The 21,251-nt window shown below is 69.3% G+C and carries 19 protein-coding genes; 9 read left to right on the forward strand and 10 right to left on the reverse strand.

Annotated features, from left to right (window positions below; translation table 11 throughout):
• Position 1 precedes the first annotated feature (1 nt).
• Positions 2-973: a cysteine synthase A gene (gene cysK / locus EDF46_RS06130; RefSeq protein WP_304999876.1), complete on the reverse strand. Its 972-nt coding sequence runs from the start codon at positions 971-973 to the stop codon at positions 2-4.
• Between the two features lie 138 nt (positions 974-1,111).
• Positions 1,112-1,582, reverse strand: a complete 471-nt coding sequence (locus EDF46_RS06135) for a hypothetical protein (protein WP_123505406.1) — start codon at positions 1,580-1,582, stop codon at positions 1,112-1,114.
• Between the two features lie 138 nt (positions 1,583-1,720).
• Between EDF46_RS06135 and EDF46_RS06140 the strand changes: the two genes are divergently transcribed.
• Positions 1,721-2,221, forward strand: coding sequence for an NUDIX domain-containing protein (locus EDF46_RS06140; protein ID WP_123505407.1), 501 nt, complete (start codon positions 1,721-1,723; stop codon positions 2,219-2,221).
• A gap of 38 nt (positions 2,222-2,259) precedes the next feature.
• Here the strand turns inward: EDF46_RS06140 and EDF46_RS06145 are convergent, their stop codons facing one another.
• Positions 2,260-2,784, reverse strand: a complete 525-nt coding sequence (locus tag EDF46_RS06145; RefSeq protein WP_123505408.1) for a DinB family protein — start codon at positions 2,782-2,784, stop codon at positions 2,260-2,262.
• Between the two features lie 90 nt (positions 2,785-2,874).
• On the opposite strand from EDF46_RS06145, the gene EDF46_RS06150 reads away from it, so the two are divergent.
• Positions 2,875-3,465: a hypothetical protein gene (locus EDF46_RS06150; protein WP_123505409.1), complete on the forward strand. Its 591-nt coding sequence runs from the start codon at positions 2,875-2,877 to the stop codon at positions 3,463-3,465.
• 162 nt (positions 3,466-3,627) lie between these two features.
• Complete coding sequence (locus EDF46_RS06155; protein WP_123505410.1) at positions 3,628-5,154, forward strand: MFS transporter; 1,527 nt, start codon at positions 3,628-3,630, stop codon at positions 5,152-5,154.
• Positions 5,155-5,495: 341 nt separating this feature from the next.
• Here the strand turns inward: EDF46_RS06155 and EDF46_RS06165 are convergent, their stop codons facing one another.
• Positions 5,496-6,671, reverse strand: coding sequence for an NAD(P)/FAD-dependent oxidoreductase (locus EDF46_RS06165; protein ID WP_158614170.1), 1,176 nt, complete (start codon positions 6,669-6,671; stop codon positions 5,496-5,498).
• A gap of 49 nt (positions 6,672-6,720) precedes the next feature.
• Here EDF46_RS06165 and EDF46_RS06180 point away from each other — a divergent pair, with 49 nt between their 5' ends.
• Positions 6,721-7,314, forward strand: coding sequence for a helix-turn-helix domain-containing protein (locus EDF46_RS06180; RefSeq protein WP_123505412.1), 594 nt, complete (start codon positions 6,721-6,723; stop codon positions 7,312-7,314).
• Positions 7,315-7,433: 119 nt separating this feature from the next.
• On the forward strand, positions 7,434-8,915 hold the full coding sequence (locus EDF46_RS06185; protein WP_123505413.1) for a SulP family inorganic anion transporter: 1,482 nt from the start codon (positions 7,434-7,436) through the stop codon (positions 8,913-8,915).
• Between the two features lie 232 nt (positions 8,916-9,147).
• Here the strand turns inward: EDF46_RS06185 and EDF46_RS06190 are convergent, their stop codons facing one another.
• The gene (locus EDF46_RS06190) at positions 9,148-10,983 is read right to left on the reverse strand and encodes a glycerol-3-phosphate dehydrogenase/oxidase (RefSeq protein WP_123505414.1); all 1,836 of its coding nucleotides are present in this window, start codon (positions 10,981-10,983) and stop codon (positions 9,148-9,150) included.
• 112 nt (positions 10,984-11,095) lie between these two features.
• Between EDF46_RS06190 and EDF46_RS06195 the strand changes: the two genes are divergently transcribed.
• Positions 11,096-12,064 (forward strand): sugar-binding transcriptional regulator, encoded by a 969-nt coding sequence (locus tag EDF46_RS06195; protein WP_123505415.1) that lies wholly within the window; start codon positions 11,096-11,098, stop codon positions 12,062-12,064.
• 69 nt (positions 12,065-12,133) lie between these two features.
• Here the strand turns inward: EDF46_RS06195 and EDF46_RS06200 are convergent, their stop codons facing one another.
• Positions 12,134-12,751, reverse strand: coding sequence for a histidine phosphatase family protein (locus tag EDF46_RS06200; RefSeq protein ID WP_158614171.1), 618 nt, complete (start codon positions 12,749-12,751; stop codon positions 12,134-12,136).
• Positions 12,752-12,867: 116 nt separating this feature from the next.
• On the opposite strand from EDF46_RS06200, the gene EDF46_RS06205 reads away from it, so the two are divergent.
• Together EDF46_RS06205 and EDF46_RS06210 are read left to right on the forward strand one after the other, a co-directional pair.
• On the forward strand, positions 12,868-13,506 hold the full coding sequence (locus EDF46_RS06205) for a GntR family transcriptional regulator (RefSeq protein WP_123505417.1): 639 nt from the start codon (positions 12,868-12,870) through the stop codon (positions 13,504-13,506).
• Positions 13,503-14,753 carry an MFS transporter gene (locus tag EDF46_RS06210; RefSeq protein WP_123505418.1) on the forward strand — a complete coding sequence of 417 codons (1,251 nt, stop codon included), beginning with the start codon at positions 13,503-13,505 and terminating at the stop codon, positions 14,751-14,753. Before EDF46_RS06205 ends, EDF46_RS06210 begins: the two co-directional genes overlap by 4 nt.
• 145 nt (positions 14,754-14,898) lie before the next feature.
• On the opposite strand, the gene EDF46_RS06215 is transcribed toward EDF46_RS06210, so the two are convergent.
• The 4 genes from EDF46_RS06215 to EDF46_RS06230 are packed head-to-tail and all read right to left on the reverse strand — an operon-like array spanning position 14,899 to position 20,071.
• Positions 14,899-15,831 carry a carbohydrate ABC transporter permease gene (locus EDF46_RS06215; RefSeq protein WP_123505419.1) on the reverse strand — a complete coding sequence of 311 codons (933 nt, stop codon included), beginning with the start codon at positions 15,829-15,831 and terminating at the stop codon, positions 14,899-14,901.
• Complete coding sequence (locus tag EDF46_RS06220; RefSeq protein ID WP_233579902.1) at positions 15,828-16,766, reverse strand: carbohydrate ABC transporter permease; 939 nt, start codon at positions 16,764-16,766, stop codon at positions 15,828-15,830. The genes EDF46_RS06215 and EDF46_RS06220 overlap by 4 nt, the downstream gene beginning before the upstream one ends.
• Positions 16,767-16,791: 25 nt before the next feature.
• On the reverse strand, positions 16,792-18,102 hold the full coding sequence (locus EDF46_RS06225; RefSeq protein ID WP_123505421.1) for a sugar ABC transporter substrate-binding protein: 1,311 nt from the start codon (positions 18,100-18,102) through the stop codon (positions 16,792-16,794).
• Positions 18,103-18,106: 4 nt separating this feature from the next.
• Positions 18,107-20,071 carry a glycoside hydrolase family 127 protein gene (locus EDF46_RS06230; protein WP_123505422.1) on the reverse strand — a complete coding sequence of 655 codons (1,965 nt, stop codon included), beginning with the start codon at positions 20,069-20,071 and terminating at the stop codon, positions 18,107-18,109.
• Between the two features lie 170 nt (positions 20,072-20,241).
• Between EDF46_RS06230 and EDF46_RS06235 the strand changes: the two genes are divergently transcribed.
• Positions 20,242-21,231 carry a LacI family DNA-binding transcriptional regulator gene (locus EDF46_RS06235; RefSeq protein ID WP_233579903.1) on the forward strand — a complete coding sequence of 330 codons (990 nt, stop codon included), beginning with the start codon at positions 20,242-20,244 and terminating at the stop codon, positions 21,229-21,231.
• Positions 21,232-21,251 lie beyond the last annotated feature (20 nt).

Raw genomic sequence — 21,251 nt, forward strand, 5'->3', positions numbered from 1 at the left:
CCTAGTCCGTCAGGTCGCTGAACAGCACCGTCGAGAGGTAGCGCTCACCGGTGTCGCAGACGATCGCGACCATGCGCTTGCCAGCGTTCTCAGGACGCTTCGCGATCTCGAGGGCCGCGTGCATGATCGCTCCCGACGAGATGCCGCTGAGGATCCCCTCTTCGCTGGCGAGCTCACGGGCGACGCGGAGGGCGTCGTCGAGCTCGACCGGGAAGACCTCGTCGTAGACGCTGGTGTCGAGCACCTCGGGCACGAAGTTCGCGCCGATGCCGGCGATCTTGTGCGGGCCGGCCTTGCCCTGCGAGAGCAGGGGCGAGTCGGCGGGCTCGACCGCGACGATCTGGACGCCTGGGACCTTCTCCTTGAGAACCTGGCCGACACCCGTGATCGTGCCGCCTGTTCCGACGCCGGCGATGAAGATGTCGACCTTGCCGTCGGTGTCGCGGAGTATCTCCTGCGCCGTCGTGGTGCGGTGGATCTCGGCGTTGGCGAGCGTCTCGAACTGGTGCGCCAGCACGGCACCGGGGGTCTCGGCGACGATCTGCTCGGCTCGGTCGTGTGCGCCGCGCATGCCCTCGCCACCCGGCGTGAGCACGATCTCGGCACCGAACGCCCGCATCAGCACGCGTCGTTCGACGCTCATCGTCTCGGGCATCGTGATGACCACCCGGTAGCCGCGCGCAGCGCCGACGAGGGCCAGGGCGATTCCGGTGTTGCCGCTCGTGCCCTCGACGATCGTTCCGCCGGCGGTCAGCTCGCCCGAGGCCTCGGCGGCGTCGACGATGGCGACGCCGAGACGGTCTTTGACGCTGCTGCCCGGGTTGTAGAACTCGAGCTTGCCGAGGATCTCGGCCCGCTCGGAGCCGCCGAGCTTGTTGATTCGAACCAGGGGGGTGTTGCCGAAGGCCTTGGTGATGTCACCGAAGATCTTCGGGGTTACTGCGATTGCGTCTGACGCTGTCGTCGGGGTCACTGTCGTCTCGTTTCGTCGCGATTGCGGGGCGAGACGATTCTAGGCTCGGGCGTCGATTCGCCGCCGGAGTTCTCCACAGACCACGGGCGCAGGAACTCGCAGCCCGCCGTCGAGGCCCGCCGTGCCGGCGAACCGGCCCTACAGGGTCGCGAGCGATGCGACCTGGATGTCGAGGTCGATGATGAGCGAGAGCTGCCGCCCGCCCGTCAGGGAGCGGAACTCGTACTGGCGGTCGCCGATCTCCTGCGGCTCGGCCCAGGCGAGCGCGAGGCGGCTGCGGTGGTCGAGCGGCGTGTGGATCGCGAGCCAGCGGATGATCGCGGCGCGCTCGTCGCGGACGGCCTTGCTGCGGATGGCACGGCGGCGGCTGATCACGGCGGCGATGGCAGTGAAGACGACGCCGAGGATGATCGCGGCGAGCTTGACGTTGCCCTCGAGCGGAAGCAGCGTGGCGATGACGATCGACTGGACCGCGGTGAGAAGAAGGGTGGAGTCGAGCATGGAGTAGCGGCGCATGGGCACGCCTCGCCCGTTGCCGGCCTTGAGGCACGACGACGGCAGCTCGATCTCGCGCAGCGCGTCGGCTGCCGAAGGATTGACGATGGTCACGATGGAACTCCCCTGGGCCCGCCCGTCGGGCCCACGTTTATGTTCCCGGGTGCAACCAACCCCGGGGAGTCCCCCGTCCGGGGCATCGTGCCCCCAATTCACGGGGTTCCCGGGCGCGTCGCTTGCTAGCCTGCCCGCATGGCCACCCCCGAATTCGTCCTTGCCCTCCGCGAGAAGATCGGGACCGCGCCGCTCTGGCTCACCGGCGTGACCGCCGTCGTCGTGCGCGACCTGGACGGGTCGCCGCGGACTTCTTCGGCTTCGGCGGAGATCCTGCTGGTGAAGCGGAGCGACACGGGTGCGTGGACACCCGTGACCGGCATCATCGATCCCGGAGAGCAGCCCGCCGCAGCCGCTGCTCGCGAAGTGCTCGAGGAGGCCGACCTCGTCGTCGTGCCGGTCCGGCTCGCTCGAATCGGCGTCACGGACGAGATCACGTATCCCAACGGCGACCGCGCCCAGTACATCGACCACACCTTCGTCTGCCGCTATGTCTCGGGGGCCCCCCGGCCGGCCGACGGCGAGAACACCGAGGCGCGGTGGTTCGCCGCGGATGCGATGCCGGCCATGAGCGCCGACATGACGGAGCGCGTGACCGCAGCGCTGACGGGTGGCCCGGAAGCGGCGTTCTCGGTCTGAGCGGAGTGAGTGCCCCGAGTTCTTGCGCTTCTCTCGTCTCAGAGCGTCGCCGTCACGTCGTGCAGGTGATGAATCGGGTCGTGGACGAAGTAGAGGGCGAGAGATTCGACCGTGAACCCGCTGCCGTCGGAGCGCAGCCCCGTGCGCGGCAGCTGCTCGGGGCGCACGGCCTCGAACGCGTCGGCGATTCTCACTGCCGAGGCGAGCAGCTCGTCGGCGACCACGGTCGGTTCTTGCGACGCGTAGTCGTCGGTGACGGCAGTGGCATCTTGGTCCCAGTCGGGGAACGTCGGGGCGTCGTCGTCGAGCATGAGCTGAAGGCGCGTCGAGAAGACGCGGAAGAGGTCGCGGACGTGCGCGCCGTACTCGAGAGGCGACCACGTCGCGTCGTCGGGTCGGTCTCGCGCGTCGTGCTCTGCGAGGCGTGGCGGCCACGCGGCTGCGTTCTCTCGTACGAGACGCGGCACGTCGTCGAACGCCGTCGCGCCGGAGTCGTAGCCGCAGTCAGCGCACGGCCTCTCGAGGACCCAGGTCCAGTTCTTCGTGTCGGGGGTGATCGCCATGCGACGACAGTAGGGGTGCCCGTCGACATCCGCGCCTGCTCGGACTGCCACGCATCGTCGAACCACCGCCTGTCGCGCTAGCGTTGAGGGGTGGTGAGATCCAAGTCCAAGCGCGCCCGCCTCGCGGCGGAGACCGTCGACCCCGCAGAGGTCGAGGGCGCCGTCGCCGACGGTCTGCTCATCGCGAAGTCGGCGGCCACGATCGCCGTCGCGAACCGGATCATCGTGAGCGCGCTCCGCGAGCAGGAGTCGTTCGACGTCGTCGAGACAGCCGTCGCCGTGCGCGACGAGCTGGCGCACCTCGCGCAGGAGCAGGTGGAGCTCGCCGGCCGCATGGTCGACACGCGGGCCAAGGCTCTCAAGTCGAGCGGACGCTCGCGCCACCAGTTCGACTACCGTGCCGACGACAACACTGCACTCGCCTCGCGGCAGACCATCTACACGACGATCGCCTCGCGTCTCGAGACCCTGGCGGCCGATGACGCCTACGTCGACGAGATCGTCCTCGCCGCGCGAGACCGAGCCTGGAACGACATCGGCGGAGCCATCATGAGCCACGTCACCAGCGTCGTCGTGCCGGACGTCGGCTACGGCGAGGGGCGAGACGAGCGAGTCAAGCTGCTGCTGGACATCGACCTCGCTACCCTCGCGGCGAGTGCATCGGGCAAGGCCCGCTCGTGAACTCTCTGTAACTCTCTGAGGATTTCCCGCGAATCAGGGAATGATTGCGGTGACTGCACGCTTGGAGTCCGAGTGTCGGTGGCTCCCCGTAGCCTCGCGACTGCGTCCAACGGTGAACGCCTCTTCTTTTCTCTCTCCCGTTTTCACGACCGTCAGGATGCAATGACCTCGACCACCTCTGCCGCGACCGCGGCACCGAACTCGTCGCCGGCACCCGCCGCCCGCGACCACAAGTGGATCATCCTGGCGATCGTCGGGCTGGCTCAGCTGATGGTCGTTCTCGATGCCACCATCGTGAACATCGCTCTCCCTTCGGCGCAGGCCGACCTGGGTTTCTCGAACGACAACCGCCAGTGGATCGTCACGGCCTACTCGCTCGCGTTCGGCAGCCTCCTCCTGCTCGGCGGCCGCCTCTCGGACATCTTCGGTCGCCGCACGACCTTCATCATCGGGCTCGTCGGCTTCGCCGGTGCTTCCGTCCTGGGCGGGGCCGCCGACTCGTTCGGCGCTCTCGTCGCCGCTCGTGCTCTGCAGGGCGTGTTCGGCGCGCTGCTCGCCCCGTCCGCGCTCGGCATCATGACGACGAGCTTCACCGAGCCCAAGGAGCGCAGCAAGGCGTTCGCCATCTTCGGCGCCATCGCCGGTTCGGGAGCGGCCGTCGGCCTCCTCCTCGGCGGTGTGCTCACCGAGTACACCTCCTGGCGCTTCTGCCTCTTCGTCAACGTGGTCTTCGCAGTCCTCGCCCTCGTCGGCGCGATCGTGTTCCTGAAGGCGCGCGGCGTCGTCGCTCACAAGCCCAAGGTCGATGTCCCCGGCGTCGTCACGGTCACGGCCGGGCTCGTCGGAATCGTCTACGGCTTCTCGAACGCCGAGACCAGCTCGTGGAGCGACCCGGTCACGATCGCCTGCCTCGCGGCCGGCGTCGTCCTCCTGATCGCGTTCGTCCTGATCCAGCAGCGCGTCAAGCATCCGCTGCTCCCGCTCCGGGTCATCCTGAACCGCGACCGCGGCGGCGCGTACCTCACAGTCGGCCTCGCCGGAATCGGCATGTTCGCCGTGTTCCTGTTCCTGACCTACTACATGGAGCAGACGCTGAACTTCTCGTCGCTCAAGACCGGCGTGGCGTTCCTCCCGATGCCGCTGTCGATCATGTTCAGCGCCACCTTGTTCGGCAGCCGCCTGCTGCCGCGCGTCGGGCCGCGTCTGCTGATCTTCGTCGGCGCCCTCATCGCCGCCGGCGGCCTCGCACTCTTGACGCGGATCGGCCTCGATTCCAGCTACGCGGGCGTCGTCCTTCCCGGCCTCATCGTCATGGGCCTCGGAATGGGCCTGATCTTCTCGTCGGCCATGAACACCGCCACCTCTGGCGTCGCTCGCGAGGACGCCGGCGTGGCCTCGGCCACCGTCAACACGGCGCAGCAGATCGGCGGCTCCATCGGAACGGCGCTCCTCTCGACCCTCAGCGCGAACGCCATCACGTCCTACCTCGACGACCACGGTCGCACCCCGACCGACCTCGCCAACGCGACGCTCTCCGGGTACCACCTGGCCTTCTGGATCGCGACGGGCGTCTTCCTGATCATCGCGCTCATCGGCGGACTCCTGATCCGCCCCCACGGCGTCCGTCAGGCCGAGGTCGCTGCTGCCGGCGAGCACAGCGGCAGCGACGTGCCGGTCGCCGCGCACTAGCGCTCACCGCAGTACGGAACGGCCCCGGGCTTGGTGCCCGGGGCCGTTCTGCGTATCGTGCCCGGGGCCGTTCCGCGTGTGCGGGTGGCGGCGGCCTGGCCGTGAGGGGCTGTGGCGGCGGCGGTCGCGGTCGCGGCGGTCGCGGTGGGCCCCGGCTGTGTCGATGCCGACGTCGACGCCGACGTCGACGTCGACGTGAGGGCCCGCGCTTGCGGCGAAAGTGCAACTTTTGTCGCCAGAGGGCCGTTTATCGACAAAAAGTGCACTCTCGGCGAGGTGGAAGCTCGGCTCCGCGTGTGACGCGGTTGCCGGCCCGCGCCGTCAGGCGCCGGCCCGCGCCGTCAGGCGCCGGCCCGCGCCTCGGCGACGAGGGCGGCCGTGTCCTCCTCCAGCAGGTCGAAGTTGGCCCGCGCCCCCGCGACGACGCCACCCGCGGCGGCGGCGATCACCTGCTGGGAAGGGTCCGTCACGTTCCCCGCGGCCCACACCCCGGCGACCGAGGTGCCCTGCGCCGCGTCGACCTCGATCCGCGTCCCAGCACCCATCGGCACGGGCGCGAGCTCGAGCCCGAGGTCGGCGACGAACCCGGCTCGGGCGACGGCGGTCGGCATGACTGCGGCGGCCCGAGCGTCGACGACGTTCCCACTGACGAGTCGCAGCCCGGTGAGCGCATCGCCGTCGACACGGACTGACTCGATCGGGCCGCCCTCGACGACGCGGACGCCTCGCGCGGCGAGCCGCTCTCGGTCGTCGGGACCAGGCGCCGCCGACGGGTCGTGCACCACGAGGGTCACGTCAGGCGACCACTGCGAGAAGAGGAGCGCCTGGTGCGTGGCGAACGTGTTGACGCCGATGACGGCGATCGGCAGATCGCGGGCCTCCCAGCCGTGGCAGTACGGACAATGGATGACGTCGCGGCCGAAGCGGGCGTCGAGGCCCGCGACCTCAGGAAGCTCGTCCGTGATTCCCGTGGTGACCACGAGGCGACGGGCGCGCAGCGTCAGCATTCCTGAGTCGGCCGACGCAACACGGCGTGCCCCCGCACCATCGCCCGAACCGGGACCGCCCCCAGCACCGGCGACGCCGCCCGCACCCACACCGCTGCCCGCACCGGCACCCATACCTGCACTTGCGCTTGCACCGGCACCGGCACCAGCACCAGCACCAGCACCCGCACCCGCACGACCCACAGCAGAAGCCACCACATCCACCTCGAACCCCCGCGCCACATCGCCACGCGCCGCGACCACGACCCCCTCGCGAACGATGCCGCCATACGACTCGACCTCGGCGCGACCCGCGGCCACGAGGTCGAGCGGAGTCATCCCGTCGCGGGTGAGGAAATTGTGAACGCCCTCTGCACGGGCGTTGCGCGGCTCACCCGAATCGACGACGAGGACGCGTCGGCGCGCTCGGGCAAGCGTCAGCGCGGAACTCAGGCCGGCTGCACCTCCGCCGATGACGATGACGTCGTAGGGGTTCGCATCTCCGGACACGGCTGGGACTGAATCGATCATGGCTCATCCTCAGTCGACACGAGTCCGGACGGCAACTAACCTTGCCGGTATGGCAAACCTCGACCCCACGCGCGCGGTGCTCGACGCCGTCGGCACCTGCCTCCGAGCCCTCCGTCAGCAGCGCGACGTGACCCTCGCCGATCTGTCCACGGAGACCGGGATCTCGGTGAGCACGCTCTCGCGGCTGGAGTCGGGCGGCCGCAAGCCGACTCTCGAGCTCCTCCTCCCCCTCGCCCGAGCGCACGGCGTCCCGCTCGACGATCTGGTCGGCGCACCGCAGACCGGAGACCCGCGCATTCATATCAAGCCGGTCCGCCGGCACGGCCAGACGATCCTGCCGCTGTCGCGCGGCGCGTCAGGCGTTCAGGTCTTCAAGCACTTGTTCGCCGAAAGCACGGACGGCACCCGAAGCGCTGACGACCGCGACCCCACTCCGCGCACGCACGAGGGCCACGAGTGGGTCTACGTGATCCGCGGTCGCCTGCGGCTGATCGTCGGCGACCGCGACATGGTCCTGGAGTCAGGCGAGGCGGCCGAGTTCGACACCACGACGCCCCACTGGTTCGGCCGCGCCGACCAGCGCGCTGTCGAATTCCTGAGCCTGTTCGGGCGGCAGGGGGAGCGGATGCACGTGCGGAGCTGACCCGGTGGCCGCGTATCCTGACACTGGCGCAACGGTGCGCCCCGAATCGACCGGGTGCCGCCTGATCTGACGACTGCCCCGAGTTCCTGCATCACCTTCGACCGCACCCGAAAGACGCCATGATCACGCCTGCCCTCGACCGCCCGATCGGCGTGCTCGACGTCCTGAAGAACCCGCGCCTGCTCACCCGCGAGGCGCTGGCGGGCATCGTCACGACGCTCGCGCTCGTTCCCGAGGTGATCTCGTTCTCGGTCGTCGCCGGAGTGGACCCGCTGGTCAGCCTCGTGGCGTCGATCGTCCTGACTCTGGTGATGACCGTGCTCGGCGGCCGACCGGGAGTCGTGACGGCCGCCGCCGGGTCGGTCGCGCTCGTGATCGCGCCTCTGGTTCACGAGCACGGGGTCAAGTACGTGCTGCCGACGGTCGTTCTGGCAGGAATCGTGCAGATCGTCTTCGGCACCGCGGGGCTCGCGCGTCTGATGCGCTTCATCCCCCGCAGCGTCATGATCGGCTTCGTCAACGCGCTCGGCATCCTGATCTTCGTCGCGCAGGTGCGGCACGTCATCGACGTGCCGTGGCTGGCCTACGTGCTGTTCGCCCTGACGCTCGCGGTGATCCTGATCCTGCCGCGCTTCACGAAGGCCGTGCCGGCGCCGCTCGTCGCGATCGTGCTGGTGACGGCGATCGTCATCTTCGGCGGTGCCGACGTGCCGAACGTGGGCGACGAAGGACCCCTCAGCGGAGGCCTTCCCGGCCTGACGCAGCTGCTCGTTCCGCTGAACCTGACGACGCTGTCGATCATCTGGCCGACCGCCATCAGCGTGGCGTTCGTCGGCCTGATGGAGACCCTCCTGACGGCGAAGCTCGTCGACGACCTGACCGAGACTCGCTCCCACAAGGGCAAGGAGTCGTGGGCGCTCGGCGTCGCGAACATCGCGGCGGGGTTCTACGGAGGCATCGCCGGCTGCGCCATGATCGGCCAGACCATCCTGAACGTGAAGACCGGCGGCGCCCGGACGCGAGTGTCGACGGCGGTGGCCGGGCTGTTCCTGCTCGCGCTCGTCACGGGTCTGGCGGGGGTCATGGCGCAGATCCCCATGGTGGCTCTGGCCGCGGTCATGATGATCGTGGCCATCACGACGGTCGACTGGCACAGCGTGAAGCCGTCGACCCTTCGCCGCATGCCCGTCCCCGAGACAATCGTCATGGTCGTGACCGTCGTGGTGGTGGTGGTGTCGAACAACCTCGCGCTCGGAGTGCTCGTCGGCGTCGTGCTCGCGATGGTCTTGTTCGCGCGCCGAGTCGCGCACGTCATTCAGGTGGATCGCGCTTCCGTGGGCGAGGCCGTGCGATACGCCGTGTCAGGACCCTTGTTCTTCGGCTCGTCCAACGACCTCGTCGAGCGGTTCGCCTACGCCGAAGATCCTGAGAACGTCACGATCGACCTCACCGCCGCCCAGGTGTGGGATGCCTCGACCGTCGCCGCTCTCGACTCGATCGAGACGAAGTACGCCGCGCTCGGCAAGACCGTAGCGATCGAGGGCCTCGACGAGAGGTCGCAGGCGTTCCATGGCCGCCTGACGGGCAGGCTCGGCGGCTAGCGCGGAGCGCGGAGTTCCTGTGCCCGTGCACTGATCAGGGCGCAGGAACTCGGCGCCTCGCCTCCCGACGCACGTCGCGATTCAGGAGAACCGCACCGCGCCCGCCGCGGACTCGGCGATCGCACGCTCTGCCCGCCCACATCACCTGAGTCCGCACCGCGCACGACGAACGCGGCCCCGCCACCCGAACCTCTCGCGAGTCCGGGCGGCGGGGCCGCGAGTCGTGGGTGGCTTACGCCTGGGGCGAGCCGGAGGCCGCGGCCGACACGGGGCTCTCGGCCTCGGCGGGGGCAGCGGCAGGCGACTGGGCCGACGAGCCGGCGGGGGCATCCTGCGACGAGACCTCGACGCCGTGGAACGTCTTCAGGATCTCGACGGTGTCCGCGATCTCGGCGTCACGCGCGTCATCGGTCCAGCCGAGCGAGCTCTGCAGGATTCCGGCGATCTCAGCGAGGACCTCGTGGGTCACGCCGCCCACGAACGCGAGGTTCGTGCGGCGCAGGATGACGTCGACCAGGTGGACGGCGTCCTCGTGCTCGGCGAAGTAGGCGATCTCGGCCTCGGTGAAGTCGGCATCGCTCGCGAGGGCCTCGGACGGCTGGTCGAGGAGCGTCTGGATGACCTCTTCGGCGCGCGTTCCGTAACGGGTCAGGAGGCGGTCGACCTGAGCGCGATCCAGGCCGCCCTGGTGCTCGGTGATCCACTTGGCGCGGTCGCCGGGCAGCGTCGGGAAGTCCTTGCCGCCGCCGATGGGCATGCCCGCGGTGTCGATGGTGCGTCCGACGCCGAGGCGCGTGGTGGCCTCGGTCGAGAGGTGCGCCGAGAGGGCGCGGAAGGTGGTCCACTTGCCGCCGACGAGCGACAGCACCTTCGACTTCGGCAGCGAGGCGACCTCGGTCTCGACGATGCGGTAGTCGCGTGACACGAAGCCGGCGGCGAGGTCGTCGTGCTTCGGCAGCGGGCGCACGCCCGAGTAGCGGTAGACGATGTCGTCGCGCGTGATCGTGATCTTCGGGAAGACGTGCTTCACGAGGTCGAAGAAGTAGTCGACCTCCTCCTCGGTGCAGACTGCGGGCTGGCTCATGTCGGCCTCGAGGTCGGTCGTCCCGATCAGGACGCGGCCCTTGAGCGGGTAGATCAGGACGATGCGGCCGTCGTTGTTCTCGAAGAACAGCTCGCGGCCGTTGGTGGCCTTGAGGAGCTCGGGGTGGTCGACGACGATGTGCGAGCCCTTGGTGCCGCCCATGAACTGCGACGTCGCGCCGAAGACCTCGTTGGTGAGGTCGGTCCAGGGCCCGGAGGCGTTGACGACGACATCGGCGGTGACGACGAACTCCGTGCCCGACACGACGTCGCGCAGGAGCACGCCGCCGTCCTGAGCGCCGACCGCCTCGACGTAGTTCGCGCTGCGGGAGGTGGCTCCGGCGGCGCCGCGGTTGCCGGCGGCGAGGCCGTCCTTCAGTACGTCGAGGGCGAGACGCTCGGGCTCGTGCACGGAGGCGTCGTAGTAGGTGCCGGTGTACTTGAGGTTCTTGTTCAGGGAGGGCATGTCGCGGAGGGCCGCGGAGCGAGTCAGGAACTTGTGACGCGGGACGGTGCCGCCGTCACGCGAGAAGGAGTCGTACAGGGTCATGCCGACCTTGATCAGGACGGCGCCGCGCTCCTTGGTGGAGCGCTGCTTGTGCGTGAGCATGCGCAGGGGCGCGTTCATCAGACCGGAGAACGTCGAGAAGATCGGCATCGTGGTCTGAAGCGGCTTGACGTAGTGGGGTGCGATCTTCAGGAGGCCGTTTCGCTCCTCGACCGACTCGCGGACGAGACGGAACTCGCCGTTCTCGAGGTAGCGGATGCCGCCGTGGATCATGTGGCTCGACGCGGCCGAAGCGCCCGACGCGTAGTCGTTGCGCTCGACGAGCACGACGTCGACGCCCTGCAGCGCCAGGTCGCGGAACGTCGCGATTCCGTTGATGCCGCCGCCGATGATCAGGACCTGGGCCGACGGCCGATCCACGATTCGCGACACGTTGGCGCGGAGCTTGCCCGCTTCTGTCTTCTTCGACTCGGTCACTGGCTCTGTCCTCTTCGATCTCAGTGGAACTGGTGATGCTGAACACAGCCATACTTGACGTGTGCGCGCGAGTGGTCAAGGCCTGTGCACATACGTGCAGACGGAGGCACTCATGACTCTTCCTGATTCAACCGCGTCAGACCGCACTCAGGACGCCTTGCGCGCATCGCATCTCTACTATCTCCAGGACCTCACGATGGAGGCGATCGCTCGCGAGCTCGGAACGTCGCGATCGTCCGTGTCGCGCCTCCTGAGTTTCGCGCGGGAGACCGGCCTCGTCGACATCCAGATCAAGTCGCCGCTCGATCAGGCGACCGTCGTGAGCGACGCCCTGCACCGTCGGTACAACGTCGTCGCCCACGTCGTGCCGATCCCCGACCAGACCACCGACGTCGATCGGCTCGACCGCGTAGCCCTGTCGGCTGCACGAATTCTCACGCCGTTCGTCGACTCGAACATGGTCGTCGGCATCGCCTGGGGCTCGACGGTCAGCGCGATCAGCCGCTACCTCGTGCCCAAGTCGACGCACGGCTCGATGATCGTGCAGCTGAACGGCGCTGCCAACACCCGCACGACCGGCATCGTCTACGCGAGTGAGATCCTGCGCCGGTTCGGAGACGCGTTCGGTGCGCAGGTGCAGCAGTTCCCCGTGCCGGCGTTCTTCGACGACCCCGACACGAAGCTCGCCCTCTGGCGTGAGCGCAGCACCAAGCGGGTGCTCGAGCTTCAGGAGTCGATGGACGTCGTGCTGTTCGGCATCGGAGCCCCGTCGGCCCTCGTGCCGAGCCACGTCTACTCCGGCGGCTACCTGGAGGATGCCGACCACGAGAGCCTGCGGCGCGACGGCGTCGTGGGCGACGTGGCGACCGTCTTCCTGAGGGAGGACGGCTCGTCGAGCGACATCGAGCTGAACAAGCGCGCGTCGGGTCCTGAGTTCGCAACGATCCGCCGGGCGCCGCGCCGCGTCTGCGTGGTCGCCGGCACGTCGAAGGTGCCGGGTATTCGCGGGGCTCTCGCGGCCGGCCTCGTCACCGACCTGATCATCGACGAGAGCACGGCGCGGGCGCTGCTCGGCGCCTGAGCAGCACCAGAGCCTGAGACGCAACAGAGCCCGGGGCGCAGGAACTCGCACCCGCCGCCCACCCCGAACTCAGTAGGCCTGCACCGCCTCGCCCTGCCACGCGTCGACGCGCCACCCTCCGTCAGGAGACCCCGACAGCTCGATCACCCCGGCGTTGTCGAGCGAGTGGGCGACCGAGAATGCCGGGTCGAGGTTCGTCGCGCGGCCGCCGAGCCAGACGCGGATCGATCCGGCGTGCGACACCACGACCACCGTCGAGTCGTCGTCGTGCCTCTCGGCGATCGCGGCGAGCGCACCGTCGAACCGGCCGAGGAAGTGCGATCCGTCGTAGGCCCCGGGGACCGTCGCCGCGAGGTCGCCCTCGGCCCAGCGGCGGATCGGCGCAAGGTAGGCGGTCATCGAGTCGGTGTCGTTCGTGCCCTCGAAGTCGCCGGCCTCGATCTCGTGCACGCCGTCGACGACCTCGATCTCCAGCCCCCTGGCGCAGCCGAGGGGCGCGGCCGTCTGCGCGGTGCGCTGCAGCGACGAGACGAAGATGCCGGCGATCGACTCGTGCGCCAGGCGATCGACGAGCGCCTCGGCCTGCGCGCGGCCGAGCTCAGTCAGCTCGGGGCCGGGGGCGGCGGTCGAGAGGATGCCGCCAGCGTTGGCTGTGGTCTGGGCGTGCCGAATCAGGAGAATTCTCACCCCCTCAGCGTAGGGCCGGGCATCGGCGACGGGTGCCGTGCAGATGCCCTGAATAAGCAAGGTCCCGCCACTTCCACCCATTGCATGCATCGTTGCATGCAACCTATGCTCGTCCCGTGACAGCGACCCTTCCCGACACGAGCGCCGCCGAGCGCGCGTACATCGACACCAAGCGCCGGATCATCCGCGGCGACCTGCCCGGCGGCTCCTCCCTGAGCGAGATCACCGTCTGCCAGGAGCTCGGGCTCAGCCGCACGCCCGTGCACGAGGCGTTCCTCCGCCTCGCCGCGGAGGAGCTCCTGACGCTTGAGTCGCGCAAGGGCGCCGTCGTCCGGCCGATGTCGCCGAGCGAGGCCGATGACGTCGTCGAGATGCGCGAGGCCGTCGAGGCGGCGGCCGCCCGGCGCGCCGTCGCCTCCGACGCGACCGAGCTCGTAGCCGTGCTCAGGACCCTCCTGACGGCGCAGCGCGAAGCGCTATCGGCGGGAGACACGGACGCCTTCCTCGAAGCCGACGACGCTTTCCACACCGCCGTCGTGCTGGCGAGCCGCAATCCGATCGCCGCGCACTTCTCCCGCCTCCTGCACGACCGAGCCCATCGCCTCCGTCATCACCTCACCCGTGTGCGTCCTGATCACCTCGCGGTCACACTCCACGATCACGAGGCGCTGGCCGACGCCGTCGCGCGGCGCGACGCCGATGCCTACGCGGCGGTCCTCGCCCGCCACGTCGGCATCCTGAGGGGCCTGCTGTGAGCGCGGTCGACACCGGCTCGGTCCGCGCGACGACGGTCGCGGGCGCAGGAACCGCGAAGCCCCGCACGTGGCTTCTCCTCTGGGGCGCCGTCTTCGTCTCGTCGTGGGGCGGCAACCAGTTCAGCCCCCTCCTCCTGATGTACGAAGACCGGCAGCACTACAGCTCCGTGCTCGTGAACGCGTTCCTGGGCGTGTACGTGCTCGGTCTCGCGCCGGCGCTCCTGATCGCCGGTTCGCTGTCGGACCGCCACGGCCGCAAGCCGCTGATGCTGGCGGGGCTGGTGTCCGCCGTCGTCGGGAGCGGGCTGCTGGCCTGCGGGCCGATGGGTCCCGAGTTCCTGCTGATCGGTCGCCTCTTCTCAGGAGCGACGGTCGGCGTCGCCATGGCCGTCGGAAACAGCTGGATCAAGGAGCTCTCGCAGGGCCGCTTCGACCCGACGGCCGACCGTGCCGCCGGTGCTCGCCGCGCGTCGCTCGCCTTCACGCTGGGCTCAGGCGCCGGTGCCCTCGTTGCAGGCCTGATCGCGCAGTGGGGGCCGATTCCTGAGGTGCTGCCCTTCCTGATTCACATCATGGTGACCCTGCCGTTCATCCTGGTGGTGCTGCGGGCTCCTGAGACGCAGTCGGGCAGCGGCCTCGCCGGACCGTGGTGGAAGCAGCTCACAGTGCCGTCGGCCAAGCACCGCCGCTTCGTGCGCGTTGTCGCGATCTCGTGCCCGTGGATCTTCGCCGGCGCGGCCATCGGCTACGGCTATCTGCCGACGCAGCTCCGCGGGGCGACCGGATCGTGGGGTCTCGTGTTCGCGACCGCCGCGACCGTCGTGGCACTCGGTGTCTCGTCGGCCTTTCAGCCGCTCGCGCGCCGTGTCCACTCGACGTCCAGCGCTCGCGGACTCGCGACGATGGTCGCGTTCATCGGGGTCGGACTCGTCATCGTCATCGCCGCGATCGCCACCCAGTCGATCTGGGTCGGCCTCGCTGCTGACGTCGTCATCGGCTTCGGCATGGGCATCGGCCTGGTGTCAGGTCTTCAGGAAGTTCAGACGATCGCAGGAACTCGCGACCTCGCCGGCCTGACCGGTGTCTTCTACGCGATCGCCTACGCCGGCTTCCTCGCCCCCGCCGTCATCGCGGCACTCGCCTCCGCGGTGCCCGTGCTGACCATCCTGACGGTGGCCGTCGGGCTGGCGCTGGCGTCGTTCGTGCTCGTGCTGGTGTCGTCGCGGAAGCACCTGCCGCTGGCCTGAGCGGCTCGGGGCCGCGCGCCGCGCGCGCGTGCGGGCGCGCACCGCGAGCCCCGCCCCAACCCGGGCGGTGAGGAGTCGCTGGTTGCTGACCGAGCACCCCCGCGCCGACAACCAGCGACCCCTCACTTCACCGCCCGCCGGAGCGCTACCCCTTCAGCGCACCCGACGACAGGCCCGCCACGTAGAACCGCTGCAGACCGACGTAGAGCGCTATGCACGGGATCATCGCGATCACGGAGCCGGCGACGAGGGTGCCGTAGTTGACCTGGCCGTACGTGCCCGTCTGCAGATTGAGCAGGGCGACCGGCAGGGTGTAGAGCGAGTCCTTCGTCAGGAAGGTCAAGGCGCCCAGGAACTCGGTCCACGCCGCCAGAAAAGCGTAGAGGGCCGCGGTGGCCGCTCCCGGCAGCAGCAGCGGCCGCAGCACCGTGACGGTGACCCGGGTGCGGCTCGCACCGTCGACGAGCGCCGAGTCTTCGAGCTCGTCGGGGATGGCGTCGAAGGCGTTCCGCATCACGAAGGTGCCGAACGGCAGGTTGACCGTGACGTAGAACAGCACGAGGCCCGCAAGCGAGTTCGTCAGGTGCATCGCGTTCAGCTGCAGGTAGAGCGGAGTCAGGATGGCCTGGAACGGCACCATCATGGTGAGCAGCACGAGCCCGAAGACGACCTTCGACCCGCGGAACCGGAATTTGGAGAACCCGTAGCCGGCCATCGTCGCGACGACCGCGGTGATGACGGCCGTCGAGATGGCGACGATCAGGCTGTTCACGAGGCCCGTCAGCAGGTGCGACGACGGGCTGAAGATGGCCTGGAAGTTCTCGAAGCCGAAGTTCCAGAAGGTCGCCCAGGTCGGAGCCGCCGTGATGACGGCGTTCGGCTGGAAGGCCCGCATGATCGCGATCAGGAGCGGCACGCCGAAGATGAGCGCCGAGCCGATTCCTGCAATGGCGTAGAGCGTGCGCTTGACCCGGGTGTCGCGCGGGTGGTCGACGGTGCCCTGATGATGCTTCAGGCTGCGTGGCGACGGATCCGTCGACGGCGACGTCTCGGAGACGCGGCCTGCGAGTGCGGTCATTCGTCCTTCTCCCTCAGCGCCCAGAACTGGAACGCGGTCACGAGGCCGATCACGATGATCAGCGCGAAGGCCTCGGCGGTCGCCGCGCCCAGCTGGAGCTGCACGAACGCGCGGTTGTAGATGTAGCCGACGATGGTCTGGGTCTCGGTTCCGGGGCCGCCCTGCGTCAGGATGTAGAACTGCGTGAAGGCGAGAAGCGAACCGGTGACCGAGATGATGACGCTCAGGGCGAGCGTGTTGCGGATGATAGGGATCGTGATGAGGCGCTCCTGCTGCCACCAGCTCGCCCCCTCGAGCGACGCGGCCTCGTAGATCTCGTCGGGGATGCCCTGCATGGCGCTCATGACGAGCACCATCGTCAGGCCCGAGACGGCCCACACCACGAACACGCAGATCAGGCCGGTCGCGAGCGGTCCGTTGACGAGCCACGCCGTGGTGCCGTCGGTGATGTGGAGCAGCTTCAGCAGCACGTTCACCAGGCCCGACGACGGCTGCGCCTCGAGCACGAGCATGAAGCTCAGCGTCGAGAGCCCGACGACGAACGGCAGGAAGAAGATCGTGCGGAGCAGCGTCGCCCCGCGTCGCTTCGACCGCACCAGCACGGCCAGGAAGTACCCGACCGCGAGGATCGGCACCGTGACGATCGCCGTGTACAGCAGGGTGTAGCCGATCGACTGCACGAACGCCGGGTCTTGGAAGAGCTTGAAGTAGTTCTCCAGGCCGCTGAAGCGGTAGCTGCCGATGAGCGGCCAGTTGGTCAGCGAGATGTAGATCGCTACGATCAGCGGCGCCACCACGAAGACGACGACGAAGAGCATCGCTGGCGTGACGAGCGCGAAGCCGGTGCGCGGCGGATGGGTGAGCGACGCGCGTCTGCGCGGCGGCGCCGGCTGACGATCAGACGCGAGCGGCGGCCTGACGGTTGTTGTGGACACTTCTGCACCTCCTTGTGCGAGTGGGTCAGGCCTGGGCCTGGTCGAGGATGCGATCCCAGGCGATCTGCCCGGTCTTCATCGCCTGGGTGACGCCGCTGCCGAAAACGGCCTCCCGGAACATCGAGAAGAACGGGCTCGACGGCTGGTTGTAGAGCAGGTTGTACGCCAGCGTCTGCGGCGCGTAGCCCTTGTCGATGTTCTTCAGCGGCAGCACCGACAGCGGGTACTTCGCCTCGTACTCGGGGGTCAGCACATCGGAGCGGATCGGGAAGTAGCCGCCGGCCGGGAGGTTCGACTGCGTCTTCGTGGCGGTGGCGTACTTCATGAACTCCCACCCGCCCGGCGCGTTCTTGGCGCCGTTCGGGATGCACATGTTGTCGCCGCCGTCGAAGAAGGCGGCGCCGCCCGTGGGGCCGGGCAGGAGCACGGCGCCGATCTTCTTCATCATCTCCGGGGTCGACGCCGCGATCGCGCCGTACGACACGGGCATGAGCCCGACGGTGCCGGCCCGGAAGTCGGCGCCCCACGTCTGCCCGGCGTCGCTGTAGGCGTTGCGGGAGACGAGCTTGTCGGTCCAGAGCTGACGGTAGAACGACAGCGTCTGCTCGAGGGCGTCGTTGCCGACGATGTTGCCCTGCTGCTTGCCGATCGGCCCCTTCTGCATGTCGCTCCCGGTCGCCCAGATGTGCGGCTGCACCGTGAACCCGAGGATGCCGGCGGCGTTGCCCGACAGGGTCCAGCCGAACACGTCGCCGCCGAGCTTCTGCACGCTCTTCGCCGCGGCGAGGAGCCCGTCAAAGCCCGTCGACAGGGAGGCCGGGTCGACGTCTGCCTTCTGGAGCAGCTCGCTGTTGTAGAACAGCATCGAGTTGTCGGCGAGGTACGGCACCCCGAAGATCTTCCCGTCGTGCTTCAGCAGCCCCATGTGCCCGGTCGAGAGCTTGTCGTAGTACGGGAGCGCCTCGACAACGCTCGTCAGATCGGCGAACACGTCGCGGAAGATGAACAGCGACGAGTTGATGTCGTCCATGTCGACGACGTCGGGCGGCTCGCCGCCTCGGATCGCGGTGGCGAGCTTGGTCACGTACTGCCCGTCGGGCACGGGCGTGAGCTCGACCTTGAGGTCGCCGTGCGACTTGTTGAAGTCGGCGACGAGGGCGACGAGGCCTGCCTGCGTCGCGGAGCGGCACCACACGTTGATGGTGCCGGTGGCCTTCTTGGTGAAGCCTGCTGCCGAGGAGTCGATCCGAGGCAGCGTGCCCGCACATCCTGCGAGTGCGAGCGACGCTGCTCCGATAACGGACCCCGCCAGAAACGTTCTCCTGTCGACGGTCATGGCACTAGAGAGTCGGGATCCACACGCGCATGGGGCCGATCTCGCGGTTGGCCCACGCGTAGTACGGGATCGCGGTGAAAGCCACGGGCGCAGGAACTTCTGGTGGCCGGTTTGCATTCGCACCTGGGTAGCCGACACCGTCCGCGCCGCCGTGGTCGACCCGTCGGTAGGGCCAGGCGGTCTCGGCATGGGTCGACGGCGTCGACCCGGACAGCGCGAGGGTGACGACGCCGTCGAGCAGGCCGTCGACCTTCGTCGCCTCGATGGGCGCGGAGGTGTCGAGCAGGATGTCGTCGACGGCCGTCCCGGGGATGTCGCCGTGCTCCACGGCGTAGACGAGCGGGCCGCGCTCCACTGCGACGCTGCCGCGGGCCGCGTCGACGCGGGCGTCGGCGGCGTAGAGGTGCGGGGTCAGGTCGAGCTCGACCTGCACGACATCGCCGACGGAGAACTCGCGCTCGATGCGCACGTACTCGCCCGCGGGTGCGGCGACGGGCTCGCCGCCGACGGTGACCTTCGTGTCGTCCGACCACGCGGGCACCCGCACCTCGAGCGCCCAGCTGCCGGTCGTCTCGGTGATCTCGACGCCGATCGAGCCCGACCACGGGTAGTCGGTCGTGACGCGCACCGCTCCGTTGTCGAACGCGAAGTCGCCCGAGGCGAACTGGTGCAGCTGCAGGCCGCCGCCGGTGGTCGTCGCGAGGTACGCGTCGAGGCTGGCGAAGGTGCGCATGATGTTCGGCGGGCAGCACGCGCAGTCGAACCAGCCGCGGCGGCCGTGAGCCGGCGAGCGGTTCTCGTCGGCATGGGCGTCGGCGCGCTGCTGGAGCGGGTTCACGTAGAAGTACTCGGTGCCTGCGAGCGAGACACCGGGGAGGAACGCGTTGTAGAGGAACCGCTCGATCGCGTCGGCGTAGACGGGCTTGCCGGTCGCGAGCAGCAGTCGCCAGGCCCACTGGACGCCGCCGATCGCGGCGCACGACTCGGCGTAGCCGCGGTCGGTGGGCAGCTCGTAGGGGTCGCCGAAGGCCTCCCAGTCCCAGCGGGCGCCGAGCCCGCCGGTGATGAACGCCTTCGACGACATCATGGAGGCGAACTGGGTCTCGAGGGCGGCGAGGAGCTCGGCGTCGCCGGTCTCGAGGGCGACGTCGGTCGCGCCGGCACCGAGGTAGACGGCGCGCACGGCGTGGCCCTCGACGGTCACGGCCTCGCGGACGGGGAGCCGGTCGGAGAAGTAGGTGGCCTCTTTGCCGCGCTCGGCGGTGTAGCCCCGACCGCGGGCCTCGACGAAGTGGGCGGCGAGGTCGAGGTAACGGCGCTCTCCGGTCACCCGGTAGAGCTCGACGAGCGCCATCTCGACGACGGGGTGGCCGTCGACGTCGAGGCGCTTGTCGGGGCCGAAGGTCGCGTCGAGGTGATCGGCGAGCTTCACCGCGACGTCGAGCAGGCCGGTGTCGCCGGTGGCGCGGACCTGCGCGACAGCCGCCTGGAACAGGTGGCCGGCGCAGTACATCTCGTGGCTCCACGGGAGGTCGGTGTAGCGCCCAGCGACCCCGCCCTGGATCTGCTGGACGGAGTCGAGGTAGCCGTCGTCGGCCTGAGCCTGAGCGACCAGCGCGGTCACCTCGCGCTGCATCTCGAGGAGGTCGTCGGACGGGTTGCGGCCGTACTCGAACGCCACCGCCTCCAGCCACTTGTAGATGTCGCTGTCCATGAAGATCGGGCCGCGTGCCTCGCCGGACTCGAGCCCGGCGGCGATGCGGAGGTTCGAGAAGTTGCCGGCCTTCTCGAGGAGGTCGTAGGCCTCGCGGATGGCGGCAGCGCCGTTGCGCTCCTGTCGCAGCGACCAGAACCCGGAGGTGATGTGGGCGGCGCCCGCGTCGAGGGGACGGAGCGCCGCGGTCGCGGAATCGGTCGGCTGGACGGGCTGGGCTCGACGCGGAGTGCCGAGGGTGGCCGTGGTTGTCATGCTGCTCCTTTGCAAGCGTGCGGCGGAATACGTTTTCTGAGATCACCGTACGGCGCGCATGGCATCCACACAAGGCCCGGATGCAAACTGTGGATAAGTCCGTGCCTATGATGACCTGTGGAAAGGGACCACCTCGAGTTCCTGCGCGGTTTTCAGGAAAGGCGGTTGCCGTGGCCGGCGAGACGATCGTGCGCATCACCGACGTCGCAGCCCTCGCCGGGGTCTCGATCGGCACCGCCTCGAAGGCGCTGAACGACACCGGCCAGCTGCGCGAGGAGACCCGGCTGCGCGTCCGCGAGGCGGCGCAGAAGCTGGGCTTCGTCATGGACGCCCGCGGCCGGGCGCTCTCGTCAGGACGCAGCTACACCGTCGGCATGATCACCACCGACTCGTTCGGCCGGTTCTCGATCCCGGTCATGCTCGGTGCCGAGGACGTCCTGAGCGCCGGGCAGATGGCCGTCCTGATGTGCGACACCCGCGACGACTCCGTGCGCGAGCAGCACTACCTCCGGTCTCTCTCGTCGCGTCGAGTCGACGGCATCATCGTGACGGGCCGGTCGTCCGACCCGCGCCCGCGCATCGAGGTCGACATCCCCGTGGTCTACGCGTTCACCCCGTCGCTGTCTCCGGACGACGTGTCGGTCGCGGTCGATGATGCGCGCGGCGCCGAGATCCTCGCCGAGCACCTGCTCACGATCGGCCGCCGCCGAGTCGCCTACGTCTCCGGGCCGTCGCGCCATGCGGCCTCGACCCTGCGCGCCGGGGCCGCCGCCGCCCTGCTCGGCCCGAACCTCGTCGCGCCGCCCCTCTTCGGCGAGTGGTCGGAGCGCTGGGGGCGCCAGGCCGTCGACCTGCTGCTGCGGCAGAATCCCGACGTCGACGCCATCGCGTGCGGCAGCGACCAGGTCGCCCGCGGCGTCTGCGACCGGCTGCGCGAGCTCGGCAAGTCGGTGCCTCAGGACGTCGCCGTCACCGGCTACGACGACTGGAACGTGATGGCGCTCGCCAGCCGCCCGCCGCTCACCACCGTCAACCTCCGCCTCGAAGACGTGGGCCGCCTGGCCGGGCGCGCGCTGCTCGACCTGATCGCGGGGCGCGAGCCCGCGTCCGCCGTGATCGAGCCGACGCTCGTGATCCGCGAGTCGACCGTCGGGGCCTAGCGACGGAGATTCTCCGCGCC

The organism is Frondihabitans sp. PhB188, from assembly GCF_003752365.1.
Lineage (GTDB): Bacteria > Actinomycetota > Actinomycetes > Actinomycetales > Microbacteriaceae > Frondihabitans.